The organism is Brachybacterium endophyticum, assembly GCF_003130585.1.
GTDB lineage: Bacteria > Actinomycetota > Actinomycetes > Actinomycetales > Dermabacteraceae > Brachybacterium > Brachybacterium endophyticum.
Window position 1 is genome coordinate 58,534 of record NZ_QFKX01000002.1, and the last position, 18,533, is coordinate 77,066.

The window sequence follows — 18,533 nt, forward strand, 5'->3', positions numbered from 1 at the left end:
CTGCCTCAGACGTCCAGCTGTTCGCGGGGCGCTGCGCCTTCGGGCAGCATCCGGCTGCGGGTCAGGAACCGCTTGCCGTCCGGCGACTCGAGGCTGAAGCCCCCGCCGCGCCCGTCGACCAGGTCGATCGTCAGGTGGGTGTGGCGCCAGTAGGCGAACTGCTCGCGGCTCATCCAGAAGTCCAGCGGGCTGGTCGTGCCGTCGGGCAGCGGGACCTCGACGTGGCCCATGCGCACGTCCGCGTCCCCGGTGATGAAGTCCCCGGCCGGATAGCACATGGGGGAGGAGCCGTCGCAGCAGCCCCCGGACTGGTGGAACATCAGCGGCCCGTTGCGGTCCACGAGACGCTGCAGCTGGACGACCGCATCGCGGGTGAACGCGACCCGGGAGAAGTCCTCGCCCTCTATCGTGGGATCGGCCTCCAGCACGTCGTCGGCCGACGTCGGCTCGGGCAGCGGTGGCGCCGGCGGCTGTCCGGCCTGGGGTGCCGGTTCCGGCGCAGGGGTGGATGGCTGGGATGACATGGGATCCTTCCGTTCCGGTGAGATCGGGGACATCGTGCGACGACGTGGTCGGTGGTCGGTGGTCGGTGGGGAGGGCGGCCTGCGTGGGCCACCCTCCCCACCCCCCGATCAGAAGAAGCCGAGCTCGTCCTCGGAGTAGCTGACGAGCAGGTTCTTGGTCTGCTGGTAGTGGTCGAGCATCATCAGGTGGTTCTCGCGGCCGATGCCGGAGGACTTGTACCCGCCGAACGCGGCATGCGCCGGGTAGGAGTGGTAGTTGTTCACCCACACGCGTCCGGCCTGGATGGCGCGGCCACCCCGGTAGACGGTGTTCTGGTTGCGCGACCACAGTCCCGCCCCGAGCCCGTAGAGGGTGTCGTTGGCGATGCTGATCGCGTCGTCGTAGTCGGTGAACGAGGTCAGCGCGAGGACCGGCCCGAAGATCTCCTCCTGGAAGATGCGCATCGAGTTCTTCCCCTCGAAGACCGTCGGCGTCACGTAGTAGCCGCCCGAGAGGTCGCCGCCCAGGTCGGCACGCTCGCCGCCGGTGAGGATCTTCGCCCCCTCCTGCGTGCCGATGTCGATGTAGGACAGGATCTTCTCGAGCTGGTCGTTGCTGGCCTGGGCACCGATCTGGGTGTCGGTGTCCAGGGGGTTCCCCTGCTTGGTCGCCTTCACCCTCTCGAGGCCGTCGGCCACGAAGGAGTCGTAGATGCCGTTCTGCACGAGCGCGCGGGAGGGGCAGGTGCAGACCTCGCCCTGGTTCAACGAGAACATCGCGAAGCCCTCGAGGGCCTTGGAGTAGAAGGCGTCCTTCTCGCTCGCGACGTCGTCGAAGAACAGGTTCGGGCTCTTGCCGCCCAGCTCGAGGGTCACCGGGATCAGGTTCTGCGAGGCGTACTGCATGATCAGGCGCCCGGTGGTCGTCTCACCCGTGAACGCGATCTTCGCGATCCTCTTGTTGGAGGCCAGCGGCTTGCCGGCCTCGGCGCCGAAGCCGCTGACGACGTTGAGGACACCCTCGGGCAGGAGGTCCCCGACCAGCTCGATGAGCACGAAGATCGAGGCCGGGGTCTGCTCGGCGGGCTTGAGGACCACGCAGTTGCCGGCCGCGAGCGCGGGGGCGAGCTTCCAGGTGGCCATCAGCAGCGGGAAGTTCCACGGGATGATCTGGCCGACCACGCCCAGCGGTTCGTGGAAGTGGTAGGCGACGGTGTCCTCGTCGATCTGGGAGAGGGCACCTTCCTGGGCACGGATCGCGCCGGCGAAGTAGCGGAAGTGGTCGACCGCCAGCGGCAGGTCGGCGTTCAGGCACTCCCGGATCGGCTTGCCGTTGTCCCAGGTCTCGGCGACCGCGAGGGTCTCGAGGTTCTCCTCGATGCGGTCGGCGATCTTGTTGAGGATCACCGAGCGTTCGGCGACCGGGGTCTTCCCCCAGTCGGGCGCTGCCTTGTGGGCGGCGTCGAGGGCGAGTTCGACGTCGTCGGCGGTGGAGCGGGCCACCTCGCAGAATGTCTGGCCGGTGACGGGCGTCGGGTTCTCGAAGTACTCGCCCTTGACGGGCGGCACCCAGTCGCCGCCGATGTAGTTGTCGTACCGCGAGCGGAAGGAGACCTTCGCTCCGTCGGTCCCGGGGCGTGCGTAGACGGTCATGACTCTCCTCGTTGAGATCGGTTCCATCGGTGGGTCGCGCAGGGGTGGAACGCAGAGGCTCCGGATCGCGTGACCGGGGTCACCATCCTACGGCGCCGGGGTGGGCCGTGACATCCCGTCGTCGGCCCTCGAAGTGCGCGACCTCCTGCGTGTTCCGTCGCACGGTGCGGCCCCGGGGGTTCGCGCGGGAAGCGCCCTTTCGGTAGAGTCATGAGCGACCCCTCGCGTGGTGTCACCTCACTGAACTCCCCCAGGGCCTGACGGCAGCAAGGGCAGGTGGGCTCTGGCAGGTGCGCGAGGGGTCTTCGCATGCCTGGGCGCAGGGAGCCCCGGGGCGTGGTGGGGCAGGCGATGAGGGGCGCGTCCGGAGTGCGCGACGGTGCCGGGCCGGGTGTTCGGTCTCGATTGCGCAACAAGTCCCGAATTGGCGGCGTGCGGCATTGAGGTGCGTCACACTGCTCAGTGACCTTCCCTGCCCCCTCCTCAGGAGCCACCCCGCATGAGCGACGTCATCTCATGGCTGTCCGGACACATCCAGGGCACGCCCTTCATCATCCTGTGCCTGGGTGCAGGCCTGTACTTCACCGCGAGGACACTGCTCCTCCAGGTCACGAACATCCCCGACATGCTGCGGCAAATCGTCAAGGGCGAGAAGTCGGAGAGCGGCGTCTCCTCCTTCCAGTCGCTGATGATCTCCCTGGCCGGTCGTGTGGGAACGGGCAACATCGCCGGCGTCGCCACTGCGATCGCCTTCGGCGGGCCGGGTGCTGTGTTCTGGATGTGGGCGATGGCCTTCCTCGGGTCGGCGACCTCGTTCATCGAGTGCACGCTCGGCCAGATCTACAAGGAGCGCGACCGCGACACCGGTGAGTACCGGGGCGGCCCGGCCTTCTACATCGAGAAGGCCTACAAGCACACCGCGGCCAAGGGCTTCTCAGTCGTCTACGCGATCGTCTTCGCGATCGTGACCGTGCTGGCCATGAGCTTCTTCCTGCCCGGTGTGCAGGCCAACGGCATCTCCGTCTCGGCCTTCGGAGCCTGGGGCCTGCCGCAGTGGATCTCCACCGTCGTGGTGCTCGCGCTGCTGCTGCTGATCGTGATCGGCGGCGTCAAGCGCATCGCGACCTTCGCGGGTCTCGTGGTCCCGGTGATGGCCGTCATCTACATCCTCGCCGCTATCGTCGTGCTGTTCGTGAACGCCGACCAGATCGTGCCCGTCTTCTCCGGGATCTTCAGCTCGGCCTTCGGCCTGGATGCCGTCTACGGCGCGATCTGGGGCCTCGCCGTCTCCTGGGGCGTCAAGCGCGGCCTCTACTCCAACGAGGCCGGTCAGGGCACCGGCCCCCACTCGGCCGCTGCCGCCGAGGTGTCCCACCCCGCCAAGCAGGGCTTCGTGCAGGCCTTCGCGGTGTACGTCGACACCCTGTTCGTCTGCTCCGCGACCGCGTTCATGATCCTGTCCACGGGCATGTACCGCGTCTACACGGATGCTGTCGAGGATCCCTCCCAGATCCTCACGAAGGGTCCGGGCAATGTGGCCGACTCCGTGCCCGTGGGCCCCGGGTTCGCCCAGGCCGGCTTCGACACCGTGCTGCCGGGCGTGGGGCCCTCGTTCATCGCCCTCGCCCTGTTCTTCTTCGCCTTCACCACGATCGTGGCCTACTACTACATGGCCGAGACGAACCTGACCTACCTCATGCGCTGGGTCCCCAACCACTCGGTGCGCCGCGCCCTGGTGTGGGCGCTGCGCGTGCTCATGGTCATCGCCGTCCTGGTGGGTGGCCTGTCCACCGGCACCGGCACCGCCTGGGCGCTCGGTGACATCGGCGTGGGCGCCATGGCCTGGCTGAACATCCTCGCGATCCTGGTCCTGCAGGTCCCCGCGCTGAAGGCGCTCAAGGACTACCGACGCCAGAAGCGAGAGGGCAAGGATCCCCAGTTCGATCCGCGTCCGCTGCAGATCCGCAACGCCGAGTTCTGGGAGGAGCGGACCGACTCCCGCGCCGGCGAGGGACGCACCGGAGTGCCCGCCCTCGACTGAGCCGGGAGCTCCCGCGGGGTCCGCATCCGGACCCCGCATCCCCGCCCCGCCGTGACCTGCGTGCGTCTGCTCCTCGGAGCAGGCGCACGAACGTCGTTCTGCGCAGGGGCGTAGCGTCGTGCTCACCCTGTCATGCCCGTCCCGACGCCGACCCTGGGAGGGTCCATGCGCATCGACCACCGCACCGAGCTCCAGCACCCCGTCCAGGACGTCCTGACCTGGCACGAGCGCCCCGGTGCCCTCGTGCGACTGACACCTCCCGGGATCGCGCGGATCGCCGATCCCGAAGCGGGAGGACTCGACGTCGGCCGACGCACCCGCGTGCTGCTGGGGCCGCCGGCGCTCCCCGGCCCCGCGCACCTGACCTGGGAGCTGCGCCATGCCGAACGCGATGACGTCGGGGAGGGGGACGAGGCCGTCCACCGCTTCGTCGACCAGCAGGTCACCGGACCGTTCCGGGCCTGGCGCCACGAGCACACGATGAGCGGCGCGGGAGCGGGTCGTTCGGTCCTCGAGGACCACCTCGACGTCGAGCTCCCCGCCGCCACGGACCTCGCCGGGTCCCTGTCGCGCGGGCGGGCCGAGTGGACCGCCCGCCGCTCCATCGGGCAGATGCTCGCCTTCCGTTCCGCCCAGCTGCACGACGACCTCGCCTTCCACGCCCGCCACGCCCGGGCCCCGCGCCTCACGGTCGCGATCGCCGGCGCCTCCGGCCTGATCGGAACCCAGCTCACCGCGCTGCTGCGCACCGGGGGTCACACGGTGCTGCGGATGGTCCGCGGTCGCGAAGCGGGCCCCGGGGAGATCGCCTGGGACCCGCAGCGCGGGCTGCTCGACCCGGCGGACCTCGAGGGCGTCGATGCGGTCGTGAACCTCGCGGGACGCCCCATCTCCAGCCGCTTCACCCCACGCACCGAGCAGGAGATGCTCTCCTCGCGCACCAGCACCGGAGAGCTGATCGCCCGCACCCTCGCCGGCATGAGCGACGGGCCCCGCGTCCTCTTGCAGGCCAGCGCGATCGGCTACTACGGAGCGGATAGGCCCGGCGAGCAGCTCACCGAGGACGCCGCGCCCGGTGACGACGTGCTCGCCCAGGTGTGTCGGGCATGGGAGGCGAGCAGCCGCCCCGCGATCGATGCGGGCGTGCGCGTGGTGCACCTGCGCACCGGCATCGTGCTGTCCGACGGGGGAGGGGCGCTGCTCCCGCAGATCCCGCTGTTCCTCGCGGGCGCCGGTGGCCGTCTCGCCGCGCGCGGAGCGATGATCAGCTGGATCACGCTGGACGACATGGTGCGCGCCTACGCGCACGCACTGCTCAGCGACGAGCTCTCGGGGCCGGTCAATGCCGTCGGTCCGCAGCCGGTCTCCTCGGCAGAGTTCGCTCGCACGCTGGGGCGGGTGCTCCACCGCCCGGCTCTGATTCCCACGCCGGCCTTCGGGCCCGCGCTGGTCCTGGGGCGGGAGGGCGCCCGCGAGCTCGTCCGCGCCGACCAGGACGTCGACGCATCACGCCTGCTGGGCAGCGGGTTCGCTCCGGAGTATCCCGAGCTCGAGGAGGCGCTGCGGCACGTCCTGCACCGCGGGGCGTGAGGGCGGGGGTCGCTCGGTGAGGTGTCGACCCGGCGCGGCGGTTCGTTCGATGGCTTCCGGTGAGGTCTCGACGTCCCTGAGCGCTCGAGACCTCACCAGGAACCATCGAACGACACGATCCCTGCGCGCGGCCCCGGCTCCGGCCCCAGCTCCTCCCGCGGACCGCGCCCAGGCCCCACCCAGGCCCCACCCGGACCCCACCCGGGCCCCACCCGCGCCCTGCTCGGACGCTGCACCGGGGCCACGTCCTGAGCGCAGTGCACCGTCACCGCGTCCCTCGTCCATCGGGATGACCGCCCGACCCACGTCGGGCGGTCGGTGATGCTTTCGCACGATCCCTCGGCGCGGCCGGTACCGGCACGATGGAGGCATGCAGGACGAGGGGACCACGCACGAGACGAAGGGCGCGCCCGGGACGACGTCGGAGGACGCCGTCCCGTTCGGTGACTTCGCACCGACGCGCTTCGGCGCCGATGTGCGCTACGAGGGGAGCCGCCAGGGGCACGACTACGTCGCAGAGGTGCGCCACCGCTTCCTCGACACCGAGGTCGACGTGGTGATCGACGGCGTGCGCCACACGCCGAAGCCCGAGAAGGCCCTCGCCACGAAGGACTCCGCCGAGGACGTCACCACGGAGGACGGGCTCGCGATCCGGTTCGACGAGGGGCTCTTCCGGCACCGGATCACGGTGCGCCGCCCCACGGAGAAGGGGCGCATGAAGGACGGGGAGCAGCTGGTGGTGCGCACGGCCCTGCCGGGCGCGGCGGGCGAGGTCGACGTCGTCGGCGCGGAGGAGCTGCGCGGCACCCCGCTGGTCCCCGAGCAGGGATCGACCTCGGCCGCCCGGGAGGCCCGCAAGGCCGAGCACCCGGTGCGGTTCGGACTGATCGCGGCCGGCGCCCAGGCCATGCGCTACCTCCTGCCCCTGCTGGGCATCGGCGCTCTGCTGTCCGGTCTCCTCGATCCGGTGAAGCGATGGATCGCCGAACGAGCGGCACCGGTGACCAGCTGGGTCGACGAGGCCACACGGGGGATCCGGGAGTGGGTCGGCGGGCTGATCCGGCCGGTGCTCGACCTGATCGACGTCGTGCTCGACCCGGTGCGCAGCGCCCTGAACCGTCTGTGGGACCTGCTGTTCGGATGGATCCCCGAGATCCACCTGGGGCTCGACCTGCCGGGCTGGGTCTTCGACTGGCTGGTCCCGGTCCTGGTCGTGGTGGTCGTCTTCCTGGTCACGATCGCCGGGATCCGTGACCGTCGCGACCGTCTGGAGAAGGCCCGGCGGCCCGAGGGGATGCAGTCGGGGTCGGGAGCGGCAGACAGCTCGCCCGAGGAGGACGAGGAGGACGTGCACGACGGGGAGGCTGAGCAGGATGCTCAGGAGGAGCGAGCCGGCAAGCAGGAGCAGTAGTCGGTCGATGGGAGCGTGACCCTTTCGGCGTGCCGTCCCGTGGTCCGTCCACACGGGCACCGACGGTCCCACCGCCCGGTTAGCCTTGTCGGGTGGTCACCGCTCTGTACCGTCGCTATCGCCCTGAGTCCTTCGCCGAGGTCATCGGCCAGGACCACGTCACCGTGCCGCTCATGCGGGCTCTGCGCAACGGCAGGGTCGGGCACGCCTACCTGTTCTCCGGGCCGCGCGGCTGCGGCAAGACGACCTCCGCGCGGATCCTCGCGAGGTGCCTGAACTGCGTCGAAGGGCCCACGGACTCTCCCTGCGGCCAGTGCGATTCCTGCCGTGACCTCGCGCGCGGCGGGCCCGGCAGCCTCGACGTGGTCGAGATCGACGCCGCGAGCCACGGCGGCGTCGACGACGCGCGCGAGCTGCGTGAGCGCGCCACCTTCGCGCCCGCGCGCGACCGCTACAAGGTCTTCATCATCGACGAGGCGCACATGGTGACCTCGGCCGGGTTCAACGCCCTGCTGAAGCTCGTCGAGGAGCCCCCGGAGCACGTGAAGTTCGTGTTCGCGACCACCGAGCCCGACAAGGTCATCGGCACCATCCGCTCGCGCACGCACCACTACCCGTTCCGCCTGATCCCGCCGCAGGTGCTCACCCCCTACCTCGAGCAGGTCTGCGAGGCGGAGGGCGTGCAGGTGGGCGAGGGCGTACTGCCGCTCGTGGTCCGCGCCGGCGGCGGATCCGCCCGCGACACCCTCTCCGTGCTCGACCAGCTGATGGCCGGCGCCGGCGAGGAGGGCGTCGACTACACGACCGCGATCAGCCTGCTGGGCTTCACCGACACCTCCCTGCTGGACGAGTCGATCACCGCGATCGGGCGCCGCGACGCCGGGACTCTCTACCGGGCGGTCGAGCGCGTCCTGGAGACCGGCCACGAGCCTCGCCGTTTCGTCGAGGACCTGCTGGAACGGCTGCGTGACCTGATCGTCCTGGCCGCCGTCCCCGAGCGGGGCCACGAGCTGCTCCCACAGACCCCGGCCGACGAGCTCGAGCGAATGCGCGAACAGGTGAGCTGGTTCCCCGTCGCCGATCTCTCGCTGAGCGGCGACCTGGTCAACCAGGCGCTGAGCACCATGTCGGGCGCCACCAGCCCGCGTCTGCACCTCGAGCTGCTCGCGGCGCGGCTGCTGCTGCGGGGTCAGCAGGTCCAGTCCGCTCCCGTCGCCGGCGCCGCGCCCGCAGGGGGCGCAGGCGGCGGTGCAGGGGGTTCGGCCGGCGCGACCGCCGGCGGGGGAGACGCCGCCCCGGGAGCTCCCCGCGGAGCAGCCGCGGCTCGGGCCGCGCTGCCGCGCAGCAACGGCTCTCAGAACAGCGGCGCGGAGGCCCGATGGGGAACGGGCACGCAGCAGCAGACGGATCCCCGCAGCTCGCAAGGCCGGTCCACGCAGGACCGGTCGGCGCAGGGCCAGGCGGCGCAGGGCCGGTCGGCGCAGACAGAACCCACTTCGGATCCGCAGACGAGGTCGAGCGCGAGCGTCGGCCCGGACTCCACCGGAGCTCCGGATGCCGCCGGTGCGCCGAGTTCCGCGACGGCCTCCAGCGCGTCGGGTGCTCCGAGCGCCGCGACGGCCTCGGCATCCTCGGCGGCCGACGACGACTGGGGCCCCATCGCCGCGATCCCGGGCAGCACCCCGCGTGGCGGGACGACCGGACCGGCTGCGGATCCGTCCGGGACCCGCGCCGAGGGCAGTGGCGGAGGCAGTGGTGACGGCTCCGCCGCTCCGGGCCTCGCGCCTGCGGCCGACGCAGCGCCCGCGCCGACTCCCACCTCGGCACCACAGGGCCAGCGAGGGCAGGCATCGACGTCCGAGGACCAGGCGCCCCCGCAGTCGGGTCCGACATCCGACGTCAGCACGGCGGCCCCGGGGGACGGCGGCGGTCAGAGCGGCGGCGACGGGGCGCAGCAGGTCCGGGAGAACTGGTCGGCCATCCTCGACGCGCTGCAGCAGATCCGGCGGCCCGCGTGGGCGCTCGTCTCCCAACACGCGAGCGTCGCGAGCCTGAACGACTCGCAGCTGACCATCAGCTTCCGCTCCTCCGGCCTGCTGAACGCCTTCGGCCGCGGCACGGGAGCGGAGAATCTCGCGCAGGCCGTGCGCAAGATCCTGCACATGGACGTCACGGTCCAGGCGGTCGTGGACGAGAACCCCTCGGACGACAGCTCGAGCAGCGGCTCGGACGGCGGACCTGCGGGCGGGGGACCGGCGGGTCGTGGCCCCGATGGCGGTGGCCCGAGCGGCGGTGGCCCAAGCAGCGGTGGCCCTGGCGGCGGTGGTCCTGCGGCGGGCGGCACGAGCGTCGGCGCCGGGAACGACGGTGGACGCAGCGGCGGGGCCGGGGACCGCACTGCGGCGCCGGACGCACCGGCGCCCACGGGTGCGGCTGACGGACGAGGCGCCTCGTCCCGGCCCGCGACCGAGCGTCCCGCGCCCGCGGGGTCTCCGCGGGGGAACGCTCAGGGGCCGGGGGCTGCGGCGCCGCGGCCCGAGGACTTCCCGCCCGAGCCCGATGACGACCCGTACCCACCGGAGCCGGAGGACGCCTACCCGCCGGACCCGCAGGATGCCGCACCGTCGGCCCCGCGGAGTGCGCCGTCGGGGAACGTGGTGGACAGCAGCGACCTGCCCGGCGGCAGCGGACTGCGCGGTCAGGAGCCGGCGTCCGCGGCCAGCGCACCGGAGCCTGTCGCCGACAGCCCCACGGAGTCACCTGCGCAGCGTGTGGATGCCTCCGGTGATGCTGCCGGCGAGGTGCTCGAGGTCCACGACGAAGGGCGCGACAGCGTTCCGGACGGTGAGCCGCGCACTCACGGGCAGGCCGCTCTGAAGCTCGCGATCGCCCAGGGACGGACGGTGCGCTCCCTGCCGCCCCTCCGCGCGGCAGAGGAGCAGACGGAGCCGAGCCTCGGCGCTGCGGCCGATGACCGCCCCGCCGACGGGCCCGACCGGCCCACGGGCCCCGCCGAACCCGGGGATGCCGGGACGGATGACGTCGCACCCGACCTCGCCGCCGAGCGGGACGGGGACGACGAGAGCTGGAGCGACGGGGGTCCTTCGGGTGGCGGACCCGCCGCGGCTCCCTCGGCGGCCCCCGCCCCGTCGGCGACATCCGCGCCGTCGGCGACGCCCGCCCCGTCAGCGTCACCCGCCCCGTCGGCGACCTCGGCATCGCCGGCTCCCAGCGACCAGAACCCGGCGACCCGGTCGACCGGCGCCGCTCTCGCCCGGGAGGCGGCGCTGGCGTCGCGGGGACAGCAGCAGACCCGGCGCCGGGGCCCTGCGCAGGATGATCCGCCGGAGCCGCCTCCCGAGGACGAGGACCCGACCGGCGGTGCGACCTGGTACGACGAGGACGTGCAGGTCGCCACGCGCAGCGGCCGCGAGATCGCCGAGACCGTCCTGGGCGGCAAGGTCCTCGAGGTCATCGACGAGACCCGCTGAGGAGTCATCGCCCCTGGCCGGTGCCCCTGACGCTCACTCGAGCAGCGAGAACAGGTCGGTGCGCAGGGTGCTCGGGTCCTTGGTCTTGGCAGGATCGGAGACGTAGAGCTCCCAGATCGGGTAGCGGGACTGCTCGTCCTCTTCGCCCACGGCGTGCATGAACCCGCCCCATGCCTCGCCCAGTGCCGCGTAGCCGCCCAGGTGGCTGAGCATCGCCACCCGGCCGCTCGGCAGGGCCGAGGCGGTGATCGTGTGCCCGCTGGGCAGCTCGAGGTCGCCCGTCAGCGCCGCGTCGATCGGGACGCCGACCTCGATGTCGGCCGTGTCCACCGGGAAGCGGTGGTGCAGGGAGAAGGCCGGGCCGATCGCGCGCAGGCCTGCCGCCTCGAGCGCCGACGTCAGGTGGGAGAACACGCCGTCCATCAGCTGCGGAAGCTTGTGCACCGGGAAGTCGCCGTACTTGGCCACCGCCGTCGGCACCTCGGGGGCGTCCATGATCCGCAGCTCGGTCACCGCATCCTCGGCGTCGTACGGGGCGGGCAGGGACGTCATCGCAGCTCCTCTTCGTCGCGTGGCCTCACCCTAGCCGCGGCGTCGGCCCACGGCGAGAGCTGCGATCCTCGCCGCGGCCGGCGGCGTCCGCTCGCCGCACGTGACCGGACCCTCTCACACGCACGCCGCGTCTCGCCGGGGACGTCCGCCTGCTCGCCTAGAGTGGCAGGGTGTACGAAGGCATCGTCCAGGACCTGATCGACCAGCTCGGCAAGCTGCCCGGTATCGGTCCCAAATCCGCGCAGCGCATCGCATTCCATCTGCTCGACGCCGACGAGGACTCCGTGCGCACGCTCGCCGACGTGCTGATCCGCGTCAAGGACACCGTGCGCTTCTGCGAGGTCTGCGGGAACGTCTCGGCCGAGACCCTGTGCCGCATCTGCTCCGATCCGCGCCGCTCCGACAGCGTGATCTGCGTGGTCGAGGAGTCCAAGGACATCGTCGCGATCGAGCGGATCCGCGAGTTCAAGGGCCGCTACCACGTGCTGGGCGGCGCCATCGACCCCATCGGCGGCGTCGGCCCCAATGATCTGCGGATCGCCGAGCTGATGAAGCGCCTGGGCAGCGGCGAGACCGAGGAGGTCATCCTCGCGCTCGACCCCAATGTCGAGGGCGAGGCGACCAGCTCCTACCTCTCGCGTCTGCTGGGCTCCATGGACATCACCGTCACGCGCCTGGCCTCCGGCCTGCCCGTGGGCGGCGACCTCGACTACGCCGACGAGCTCACCCTGGGCCGCGCCTTCCTGGGCCGGCGAAGCGTGTGAGCTGCACATGAGCACGCCGAGCAGCGTCCCGGAGCCCCCGAGGTCGCAGCAGCCCGCCGACCGGGGCTCGCGCCCACCTGCTCCGCTGACGATGCATCCCGGCAGTGCGCCCCCTCTGCAGGACCTGGACCCTCCGCGCCGACTGCCGCCCACCGACCCCGCCGCGGTGCTGCCCGAGGAATACCTGGTGGACTCCCGACGGGCGCTGCTGCGCACCCTGGTGCGTGCCTGCTGGGCGCCGGCCCTGATCCTCTGGGGGCTGTGGCTGTGCCTGGTCGTCCTCTATGTCCTGGGAGCGGCGCCCACCTACTGGGCGCTGTCCCTGCTGGCGGCCCTGGGCAGTCCCCATGCTCTGCGCCAGGCCATGGTGGTGACGGGATTCAGCAGCGGTGGGCTCCTCCTCGCCGTCATCGCGGTGCCGCTGCTGGCGACGGCGCTGTCGCTCCTCCTGCTGTCCCTCTCCGCAGCGCTCGTGGGGCGGGTGCGGCCCCGCGAGCACCTCAGCGAGACGTCCTTCCAGCGCTCGGTCGCCCAGCGCGCGGCTCTCCCGCTGATCGCCCCCGCCCACGGCACCATCGCCCTGCTGGTCCTCGCGGTGATCTGTCGGGCCCCGCTGCACTGGCGCGCGCTGAGCGCAGGGGCCCTCAGCATGCTCGCGATCGGGATCGGCCTGACCCTGCTGGCCGGTCTCGCGCTCCGCCGCTGGTACAGCGCACCCCGGGTGCTGCACTGCCCCGCCCCGGCGGCGCTCGAGACCGCCGCGATGATCGGCCCCCACGAGGAACGTCCCGGTGCGGCGCACCGGCTGCTGGCACAGGACCGTCGTCACCTCCCGCCCGCCGATGACGACCTCGGCCCGGGCGCCGGCCTGCGCGCGCTCACGGTCACCGGCCGCGCCTGGATGCGCTTCGTCGTTCCCGCGGGGCTCGCGCTCGCGTGGCTGGTCTTCGCGCTGACGGACGTCGTCGTGCTGTTCGGTCGGATCGCCGAGACCAGCGCCTGGCAGCAGTCCTCACCCTCCGCATTGCCCTGGCAGCTGCTGGCGGTCGCCGTGCCGCTGGGCGGCATCACCGTCTGCGCCCTGGCGATCGCGCCGCTGGTGGCGCTGCGGCTCGCGCGCCCTCACCGCAGGAGGGTGACGGACCAGCGCACCTACCGCTCCTGGTCGGACAGGGTGCAGGTGAACCCGTGGGAGGGGGCCGTCGCGACCTGGACGGGGACCCTGCACGCGGGGATCGCGCTGACCGCCGTCATCGTGCTGGGACTCGCGCTCGGCCTCGGCGGTGTGCTCACGGCCGTCGGCTGGGTGTGGCTCGTGCTCGACGTGCTCGTGCTGGTGCCCCTGATCGGCCTGGCGGGGACCTGGGCGATGCGCCACCACCTGCGCTACGTGATCTACGGTCCGGCAGGGCGCTACATGCGCCGCCGCACCCCGACCGCTCTGGTCGCCCCGCTCCTGGGCACCCGGGAGGAACGCGCGCAGGATCCCGTCGTGATCGCGGAGATCCGTCGTCGGCGCGAGGCCACGGCCTCCGAGCACGATCTGCGGCCGCTCGTCGCCGCTCCGGACGCGGGCGTGCCCGGCGTGCCCTCGGGTTCCGACGCCGGGACGGGGGCAGGGCGCCAGGCCACCGGCGACCCTCTCGCCCTGCCCGATTTCGGGGCGCAGGGCGGGCCGTCGGCAGGGTCTGCGCGACAGCGGGGCAGCGGCCATGCCGTCCCCACCTCGACCACGGAGCTGCGCGAGCCCTGAGGCGGCCGGGCCACTTCGGCGCTGCGTGGGTACGCTGATCCCGTGACCTCGATCTACGACCACGGTTTCGCCCGTATCGCCGCGGTGACCCTCCCGGTCGCCGTGGCCGACCCCGCGACCAACGCCCGTCGCCACCTGGAGGCCCTCGCCGACCTCGAGGCGCAGTCGGTGGCCGTGGCGGTGTTCCCCGAGATGAGCCTCACCGGCTACTCGCTCGAGGACCTCGTGCTGCAGGAGCCCCTGCTCGACGCGACGGAGGAGGCCCTCGCGACGCTCGTGGAGAACAGTCGGGACCTGCGGCCCGTCCTCGTCGTCGGCGCCCCGCTGCGCTGGCGCTCGCGCGTGTACAACACCGCCGTGATGATCCACCGCGGCCGCATCCTCGGTGCGGTCCCCAAGGCGAACCTGCCCACCTACCGCGAGTTCTACGAGCGCCGCTGGTACGCCCCCGGCGACGACGTGGTCGACCAGCGGATCACGCTGCGCGGCGTCGGCGAGGCCGGGCGCGACGTGCCCTTCGGTGTGCGTCAGCTCGTGGACGTCGTCGACGCACCCGGCCTGGTGCTGCACGCGGAGGTCTGCGAGGACATGTGGGTCCCCGTACCGCCCTCGGCCGAGGCGGCGCTCGCCGGCGCCACCGTGCTGCTGAACCTCTCGGGCTCCCCGATCACCATCGGCCGCGCCGAGGACCGCAAGCTGCTGGCCCGCAGCGCCTCCTCCCGCTGCCTCGCCGCCTACGTGTACGCGGCCGCCGGCGAGGGGGAGTCGACGACTGACCTGGCCTGGGACGGGCAGACCTTCGCCTACGAGTGCGGGGACCTGCTGGGGGAGTCGCCGCGCTTCACCCAGGGGACGAGCGCGACGATCGTGGACGTCGACCTCGACCGGCTGGTCGCCGAACGGCGCCGTCAGGGCACGTTCGACGACAACCGCCGCACCGTGTCCGGCAGCGACCGGGTCACGGTACACACCACGCACCTCGATGCGGGCACGGACGGCGGGCAGGGACGCCCCGACTCCGGTCCTCTGCGCCGCCCCCTGCACCGCTTCCCGTTCGTGCCCGACGACCCCTCGCGCCTCGCGCAGGACTGCTACGAGGCCTACAACATCCAGGTCGCAGGGCTGGTCCAGCGACTGCGCGCGATCGGCGGCGGCGAGCCCGGCGGCACCCGGCCCGTCATCGGCGTCTCCGGCGGATTGGACTCCACGCACGCGCTGATCGTGTGCGCGCGGGCGATGGACCTGCTGGGCCGCGACCGCTCGGAGATCCTCGCGTACACGATGCCGGGCTTCGCGACCACCGAGCGCACCCGCTCCAACGCCGAGCTGCTCGGCGAGGCCCTGGGCGCGAGCTTCGAGACCATCGACATCCGGCCCGCATGCACCCAGATGCTGAAGGACATGGGCCACCCGGCGGGCGAGGGCGAGCCGGTCTACGACGTGACCTTCGAGAACGTCCAGGCCGGCCTGCGCTACGACTACCTGTTCCGCCTGGCCAACCACCACGGCGGCATCGTCGTGGGCACCGGCGACCTCTCCGAGCTGGCGCTGGGCTGGTGCACCTACGGGGTCGGCGACCAGATGAGCCACTACACCGTGAACTCCGGCGTCCCCAAGACCCTCATGCAGCACCTGATCCGCTGGGTGATCAGCGAGGGCATCTTCGATGCGCACACCGGCGAGGTGCTGCAGGCCGTGCTGGACACCGAGATCACCCCCGAGCTGATCCCGCACGTCGAGGGCACGAAGGCGCAGTCCACCGAGGACTCGATCGGCCCCTACGCCCTCCACGACTTCACGCTCTACCACCTCCTGCGCCGCGGCTACGGCCCCGGCAAGATCGCCTACCTCGCCCATCAGGCGTGGGGTGAGGTCGAGGCGGGCGACTGGCCCGTGGGCTACCCGGAGGAGGACCGCCGGGCCTACACGCGCGGGGAGATCAAGCACTGGCTGACCGTCTTCGTCCGCCGCTTCTTCTCCAACCAGTTCAAGCGTTCCGCGGTCCCCAACGGGCCGAAGGTGCTCGCCGGTGGATCGCTCTCACCCCGCGGTGACTGGCGGATGCCCTCGGACGTCGCCGGACGCGCCTGGCTCGCCGAGATCGAACGGGACGTCCCCGGGGACGACGGCTCCGACGTCACGAGCTGAGCAGGCGGTTCAGAGCTCCCAGGTGTGCTCGCCGGGCCCGACCTCGGCGACCCGCCCGTCCGGGAGGACGACGTCGGCGATAGACCCTTCGGGCACGCTCACCCGCAGAACGGCTCCGCCGGTGCCGGTCGTGCCGTCGGAGCCGTCGGCCCAGGACCAGCCCGCGTGGATCCCGCCGTGCGATGCGCTGATGTCCGCGAGGCCCGGGACCAGGGTGGGTGCGACCCGGAACCGCCGCCAGTGCGGTGAGGTGCGCTCCAGGCCGACGAGATCGCGGGCGAGGACGTCGATGCCGGCGCCCATGAAGTAGTGGGCGCGTGAACGCACCGGGTCGGTCCACATCTCCAGCAGCGTGCGGTGACCCGACTGCCGCCAGCTCTCCCAGCTGGGCGCCGTCGGGTTCGTCGCGACCTCGAGGGCGACGTCGGGCCGCCCCGCGCGCACCAGCACGCTGCACAGACGGGCCATGCCGAGGCATCCGGCATCGTGATGACCGCCCCGGGAACGGATGTCCTCGACAAGGTGGCCCACCACGGCGCTGACGTGGTCCGGCGGCACGATGCCCGCATCGAGGGCGAGGATCTGCGGCGCCTGGCGGAAGCCGGGGTCCGCATCGGCCGGCGCCCGGCTCCCCCGCAGGGGACGGGAGGCGACGGTGGAGTGCTCGGCGTCGAAGAACACGCGGAGGGCCTGTTCGGCGAGGGAGTCGGCGGCGGCGCGGAAGCGATCGGCGTGGGCGCTGCGACCGCTGTCGGCCGTCACCACCAGGGCGCGGCGCAGCAACAAGGAGGACTCCAGACGGATGTCCTCCGGGGGCGGGCCTTCCCTTCCCGGCGCGAGGTAATCGCCGAGGATCCCCTCGGCCAGCCCGTCGGCATCCAGCCGCCCGAGCTCGAAGTCCAGGTACCGCTCGACGGCCTCGCCGTGGATCGGCCAGAGGTCCAGGCCGTACTCACCCTCGAGGGCCGCGACCAGCACCGGGTACAGCGTCGTCCACTCCGGGGCGGGAGCGCACTGCCCGTCGCCGTATCCCCAGCCGGCCGAGGGCACGATCACCGGCAGGGAGCCGTCGGCCCGCTGGGCGTCGAGCATGTCGTCGAGCCAGCTGGTGAGGAATGCCCGCAGGTCGAAGCGGGTCAACAGGGCGGGGAGTGCCACCTGTGCGTCGCCGGTCCATCCGTTCTTCTCGTAGGTGGGGGTGTCGGTGAGCACCCAGTGGAGGTTCGCGCGGACCGTCGCGACGAAGGCCCGTTCGAGCCACGAGAGCGTCGGGTCGGAGCTGTCGGTCCCGCCGACGAGGGGCACGTCGGCCCAGGCGGCCTGGGCGATCACCTCGAGGTCCGTGCCGGGCTGTGCGCCCCGCACCTCGAGATAGCGGAACCCCTTGTAGCCGTGGTGCGACTCGACCGGTCTGCCCTCGAGGGCCACGTCGTCGCGCTGGAACCTGCCGGTGGGGATGAAGGAGTTCTCGGCGATCACGGAGCCGTCGGCCGCGAGGCGCTCGCCGTGGATAACGGTGATCTCGCGGCGGACGTCGTCGAGGGGCTCCAGCCGCGTCCATCCGGCGATCACCCGGCCCACGTCACCCACGAAGCGCCCGTCGCCGAGGGCCGTCCAGGTGGGACGGATCCTCTCCTGCACGAGGATCGGCTCGGTCATCGCCTCCCGCAGCGGCAGCCAGGAGGTCGCGACCTCGCGGGCCGCTCGCGGACGGGGGAGCACGGCCGAGAGAGCCGGATCCGGCGTGACCGCCTCGGCACTGGGCCAGGCGGCGTCCTCGAAGTCGGGGTCCCTCCAACCGTGGGGCTCGGCCGCCTCGTCCCAGGTCTCGCCCTCGTAGAGGCTGTCGAAGCGGAGCCCGCCCGTGCCGCACCGCCAGGAGCCGTCGCTCATCAGCACCTGCGTCGACCCGTCCTCGCAGGTCACGTGCAGCTCGGCGGTGAGCCGCGGGGTCGCGCGCCAGGGCGCTGTCGACCACATCCACACCTCGGGGGTGTGCAGGTCGAAGAAGCCACGCCCCATCTCCACCGCGAGCGAGACCCTGCGGGAGCCGAGGACATGCCGGCTGACGTCCCAGCTGACCGCCCGTGCCGCGACCGAGTAGTCGCAGAGCCCCGGCGCGAGGCGCTGATCATTCGCGGGAGACCCGTTCACCCAGGCCAGAGCGGTGCCGAGGCCCGAGAGATGCAGCGTGGCGCGCATCGCGGCGGAAGGGAGGTCCCAGGCGCGGCGGAAGAGCGGGGCGGAGGTCTCCGTGGATCCGGGCACCTGTGAGAGAGAGGGTGCGGTGATCCAGTCGGCCCGCCAGGACTCGGGCAGGGGGATCCGAGGACGCGGGAGGGGTGGGCGCGAGTAAGCGGCCCCCGGGATGGCGGTGTCCGGGTCGGCGGTCTCGTGCTCGGCGTGATCGGGCGAGGACAGCGGTGTCGTCACCTGGACGAGCGTAGCCGGGGGAGAGGACCGGGGATGGGAGGAGCGGTCGGCCCCGCGCACAGCATCTCCACAGCACGGCCATGACGCGTGCACCACGAGTCCTCGAAGAACAAGGGGCTCGTGCCCGAAGATGGACTGGTGCGCTCGTCGTCCGCCGTCGGCACGGACCCCCGGACGTCCGCCCCGCGCACCGC

General features: G+C 72.3%; 11 protein-coding genes and 1 other RNA gene. 8 read left to right on the forward strand and 4 right to left on the reverse strand.

What is annotated here, in order from left to right; translation table 11 throughout:
• Positions 1–5: 5 nt before the first annotated feature.
• On the reverse strand, positions 6–524 hold the full coding sequence (locus DEO23_RS04725) for a DUF779 domain-containing protein (protein WP_109274887.1): 519 nt from the start codon (positions 522–524) through the stop codon (positions 6–8).
• Positions 525–632: 108 nt separating this feature from the next.
• Positions 633–2,156, reverse strand: a complete 1,524-nt coding sequence (exaC, locus tag DEO23_RS04730) for an acetaldehyde dehydrogenase ExaC (protein ID WP_109274888.1) — start codon at positions 2,154–2,156, stop codon at positions 633–635.
• 213 nt (positions 2,157–2,369) lie between these two features.
• Between exaC and ffs the strand changes: the two genes are divergently transcribed.
• The 5 genes from ffs to DEO23_RS04755 all read left to right on the forward strand — a co-directional run bounded on the left by ffs (position 2,370) and on the right by DEO23_RS04755 (position 10,689).
• Positions 2,370–2,466: signal recognition particle sRNA small type (gene ffs / locus DEO23_RS04735), an RNA gene on the forward strand.
• Positions 2,467–2,655: 189 nt separating this feature from the next.
• Positions 2,656–4,197, forward strand: a complete 1,542-nt coding sequence (locus DEO23_RS04740; RefSeq protein WP_109274889.1) for an alanine/glycine:cation symporter family protein — start codon at positions 2,656–2,658, stop codon at positions 4,195–4,197.
• Between the two features lie 165 nt (positions 4,198–4,362).
• Complete coding sequence (locus DEO23_RS04745) at positions 4,363–5,787, forward strand: TIGR01777 family oxidoreductase (protein ID WP_109274890.1); 1,425 nt, start codon at positions 4,363–4,365, stop codon at positions 5,785–5,787.
• 370 nt (positions 5,788–6,157) lie between these two features.
• Positions 6,158–7,198: a hypothetical protein gene (locus DEO23_RS04750; protein WP_109274891.1), complete on the forward strand. Its 1,041-nt coding sequence runs from the start codon at positions 6,158–6,160 to the stop codon at positions 7,196–7,198.
• Between the two features lie 92 nt (positions 7,199–7,290).
• Positions 7,291–10,689 (forward strand): DNA polymerase III subunit gamma and tau, encoded by a 3,399-nt coding sequence (locus tag DEO23_RS04755; protein ID WP_109274892.1) that lies wholly within the window; start codon positions 7,291–7,293, stop codon positions 10,687–10,689.
• Positions 10,690–10,722: 33 nt separating this feature from the next.
• Here DEO23_RS04755 and DEO23_RS04760 read toward each other — a convergent pair whose 3' ends face one another.
• On the reverse strand, positions 10,723–11,241 hold the full coding sequence (locus tag DEO23_RS04760) for a GyrI-like domain-containing protein (protein ID WP_109274893.1): 519 nt from the start codon (positions 11,239–11,241) through the stop codon (positions 10,723–10,725).
• 170 nt (positions 11,242–11,411) lie between these two features.
• On the opposite strand from DEO23_RS04760, the gene recR reads away from it, so the two are divergent.
• The 3 genes from recR to DEO23_RS04775 are packed head-to-tail and all read left to right on the forward strand — an operon-like array spanning position 11,412 to position 15,906.
• A complete protein-coding gene (recR, locus tag DEO23_RS04765) occupies positions 11,412–12,005 on the forward strand; it encodes a recombination mediator RecR (protein ID WP_109274894.1) in 594 nt (197 codons plus the stop codon).
• A 7-nt stretch (positions 12,006–12,012) separates the two neighbouring features.
• Positions 12,013–13,758 carry a hypothetical protein gene (locus tag DEO23_RS04770; protein ID WP_133249835.1) on the forward strand — a complete coding sequence of 582 codons (1,746 nt, stop codon included), beginning with the start codon at positions 12,013–12,015 and terminating at the stop codon, positions 13,756–13,758.
• 42 nt (positions 13,759–13,800) lie between these two features.
• Positions 13,801–15,906 carry an NAD(+) synthase gene (locus DEO23_RS04775; RefSeq protein WP_109274896.1) on the forward strand — a complete coding sequence of 702 codons (2,106 nt, stop codon included), beginning with the start codon at positions 13,801–13,803 and terminating at the stop codon, positions 15,904–15,906.
• A gap of 9 nt (positions 15,907–15,915) precedes the next feature.
• Here DEO23_RS04775 and DEO23_RS04780 read toward each other — a convergent pair whose 3' ends face one another.
• Entirely contained in the window at positions 15,916–18,339 is a 2,424-nt protein-coding gene (locus tag DEO23_RS04780) for a family 78 glycoside hydrolase catalytic domain (RefSeq protein ID WP_133249836.1), read from the reverse strand.
• Positions 18,340–18,533: the final 194 nt, after the last annotated feature.

Bases quoted from the DNA above. Each gene is read 5' to 3' on its own strand.
- DEO23_RS04740 (WP_109274889.1), top strand. From the start codon at position 2,656: ATGAGCGACGTCATCTCATGGCTGTCCGGACACATCCAGGGCACGCCC.
- exaC (WP_109274888.1), bottom strand. From the start codon at position 2,156: ATGACCGTCTACGCACGCCCCGGGACCGACGGAGCGAAGGTCTCCTTC.
- DEO23_RS04725 (WP_109274887.1), bottom strand. From the start codon at position 524: ATGTCATCCCAGCCATCCACCCCTGCGCCGGAACCGGCACCCCAGGCC.
- DEO23_RS04750 (WP_109274891.1), top strand. From the start codon at position 6,158: ATGCAGGACGAGGGGACCACGCACGAGACGAAGGGCGCGCCCGGGACG.
- DEO23_RS04770 (WP_133249835.1), top strand. From the start codon at position 12,013: ATGAGCACGCCGAGCAGCGTCCCGGAGCCCCCGAGGTCGCAGCAGCCC.
- DEO23_RS04760 (WP_109274893.1), bottom strand. From the start codon at position 11,241: ATGACGTCCCTGCCCGCCCCGTACGACGCCGAGGATGCGGTGACCGAG.
- DEO23_RS04745 (WP_109274890.1), top strand. From the start codon at position 4,363: ATGCGCATCGACCACCGCACCGAGCTCCAGCACCCCGTCCAGGACGTC.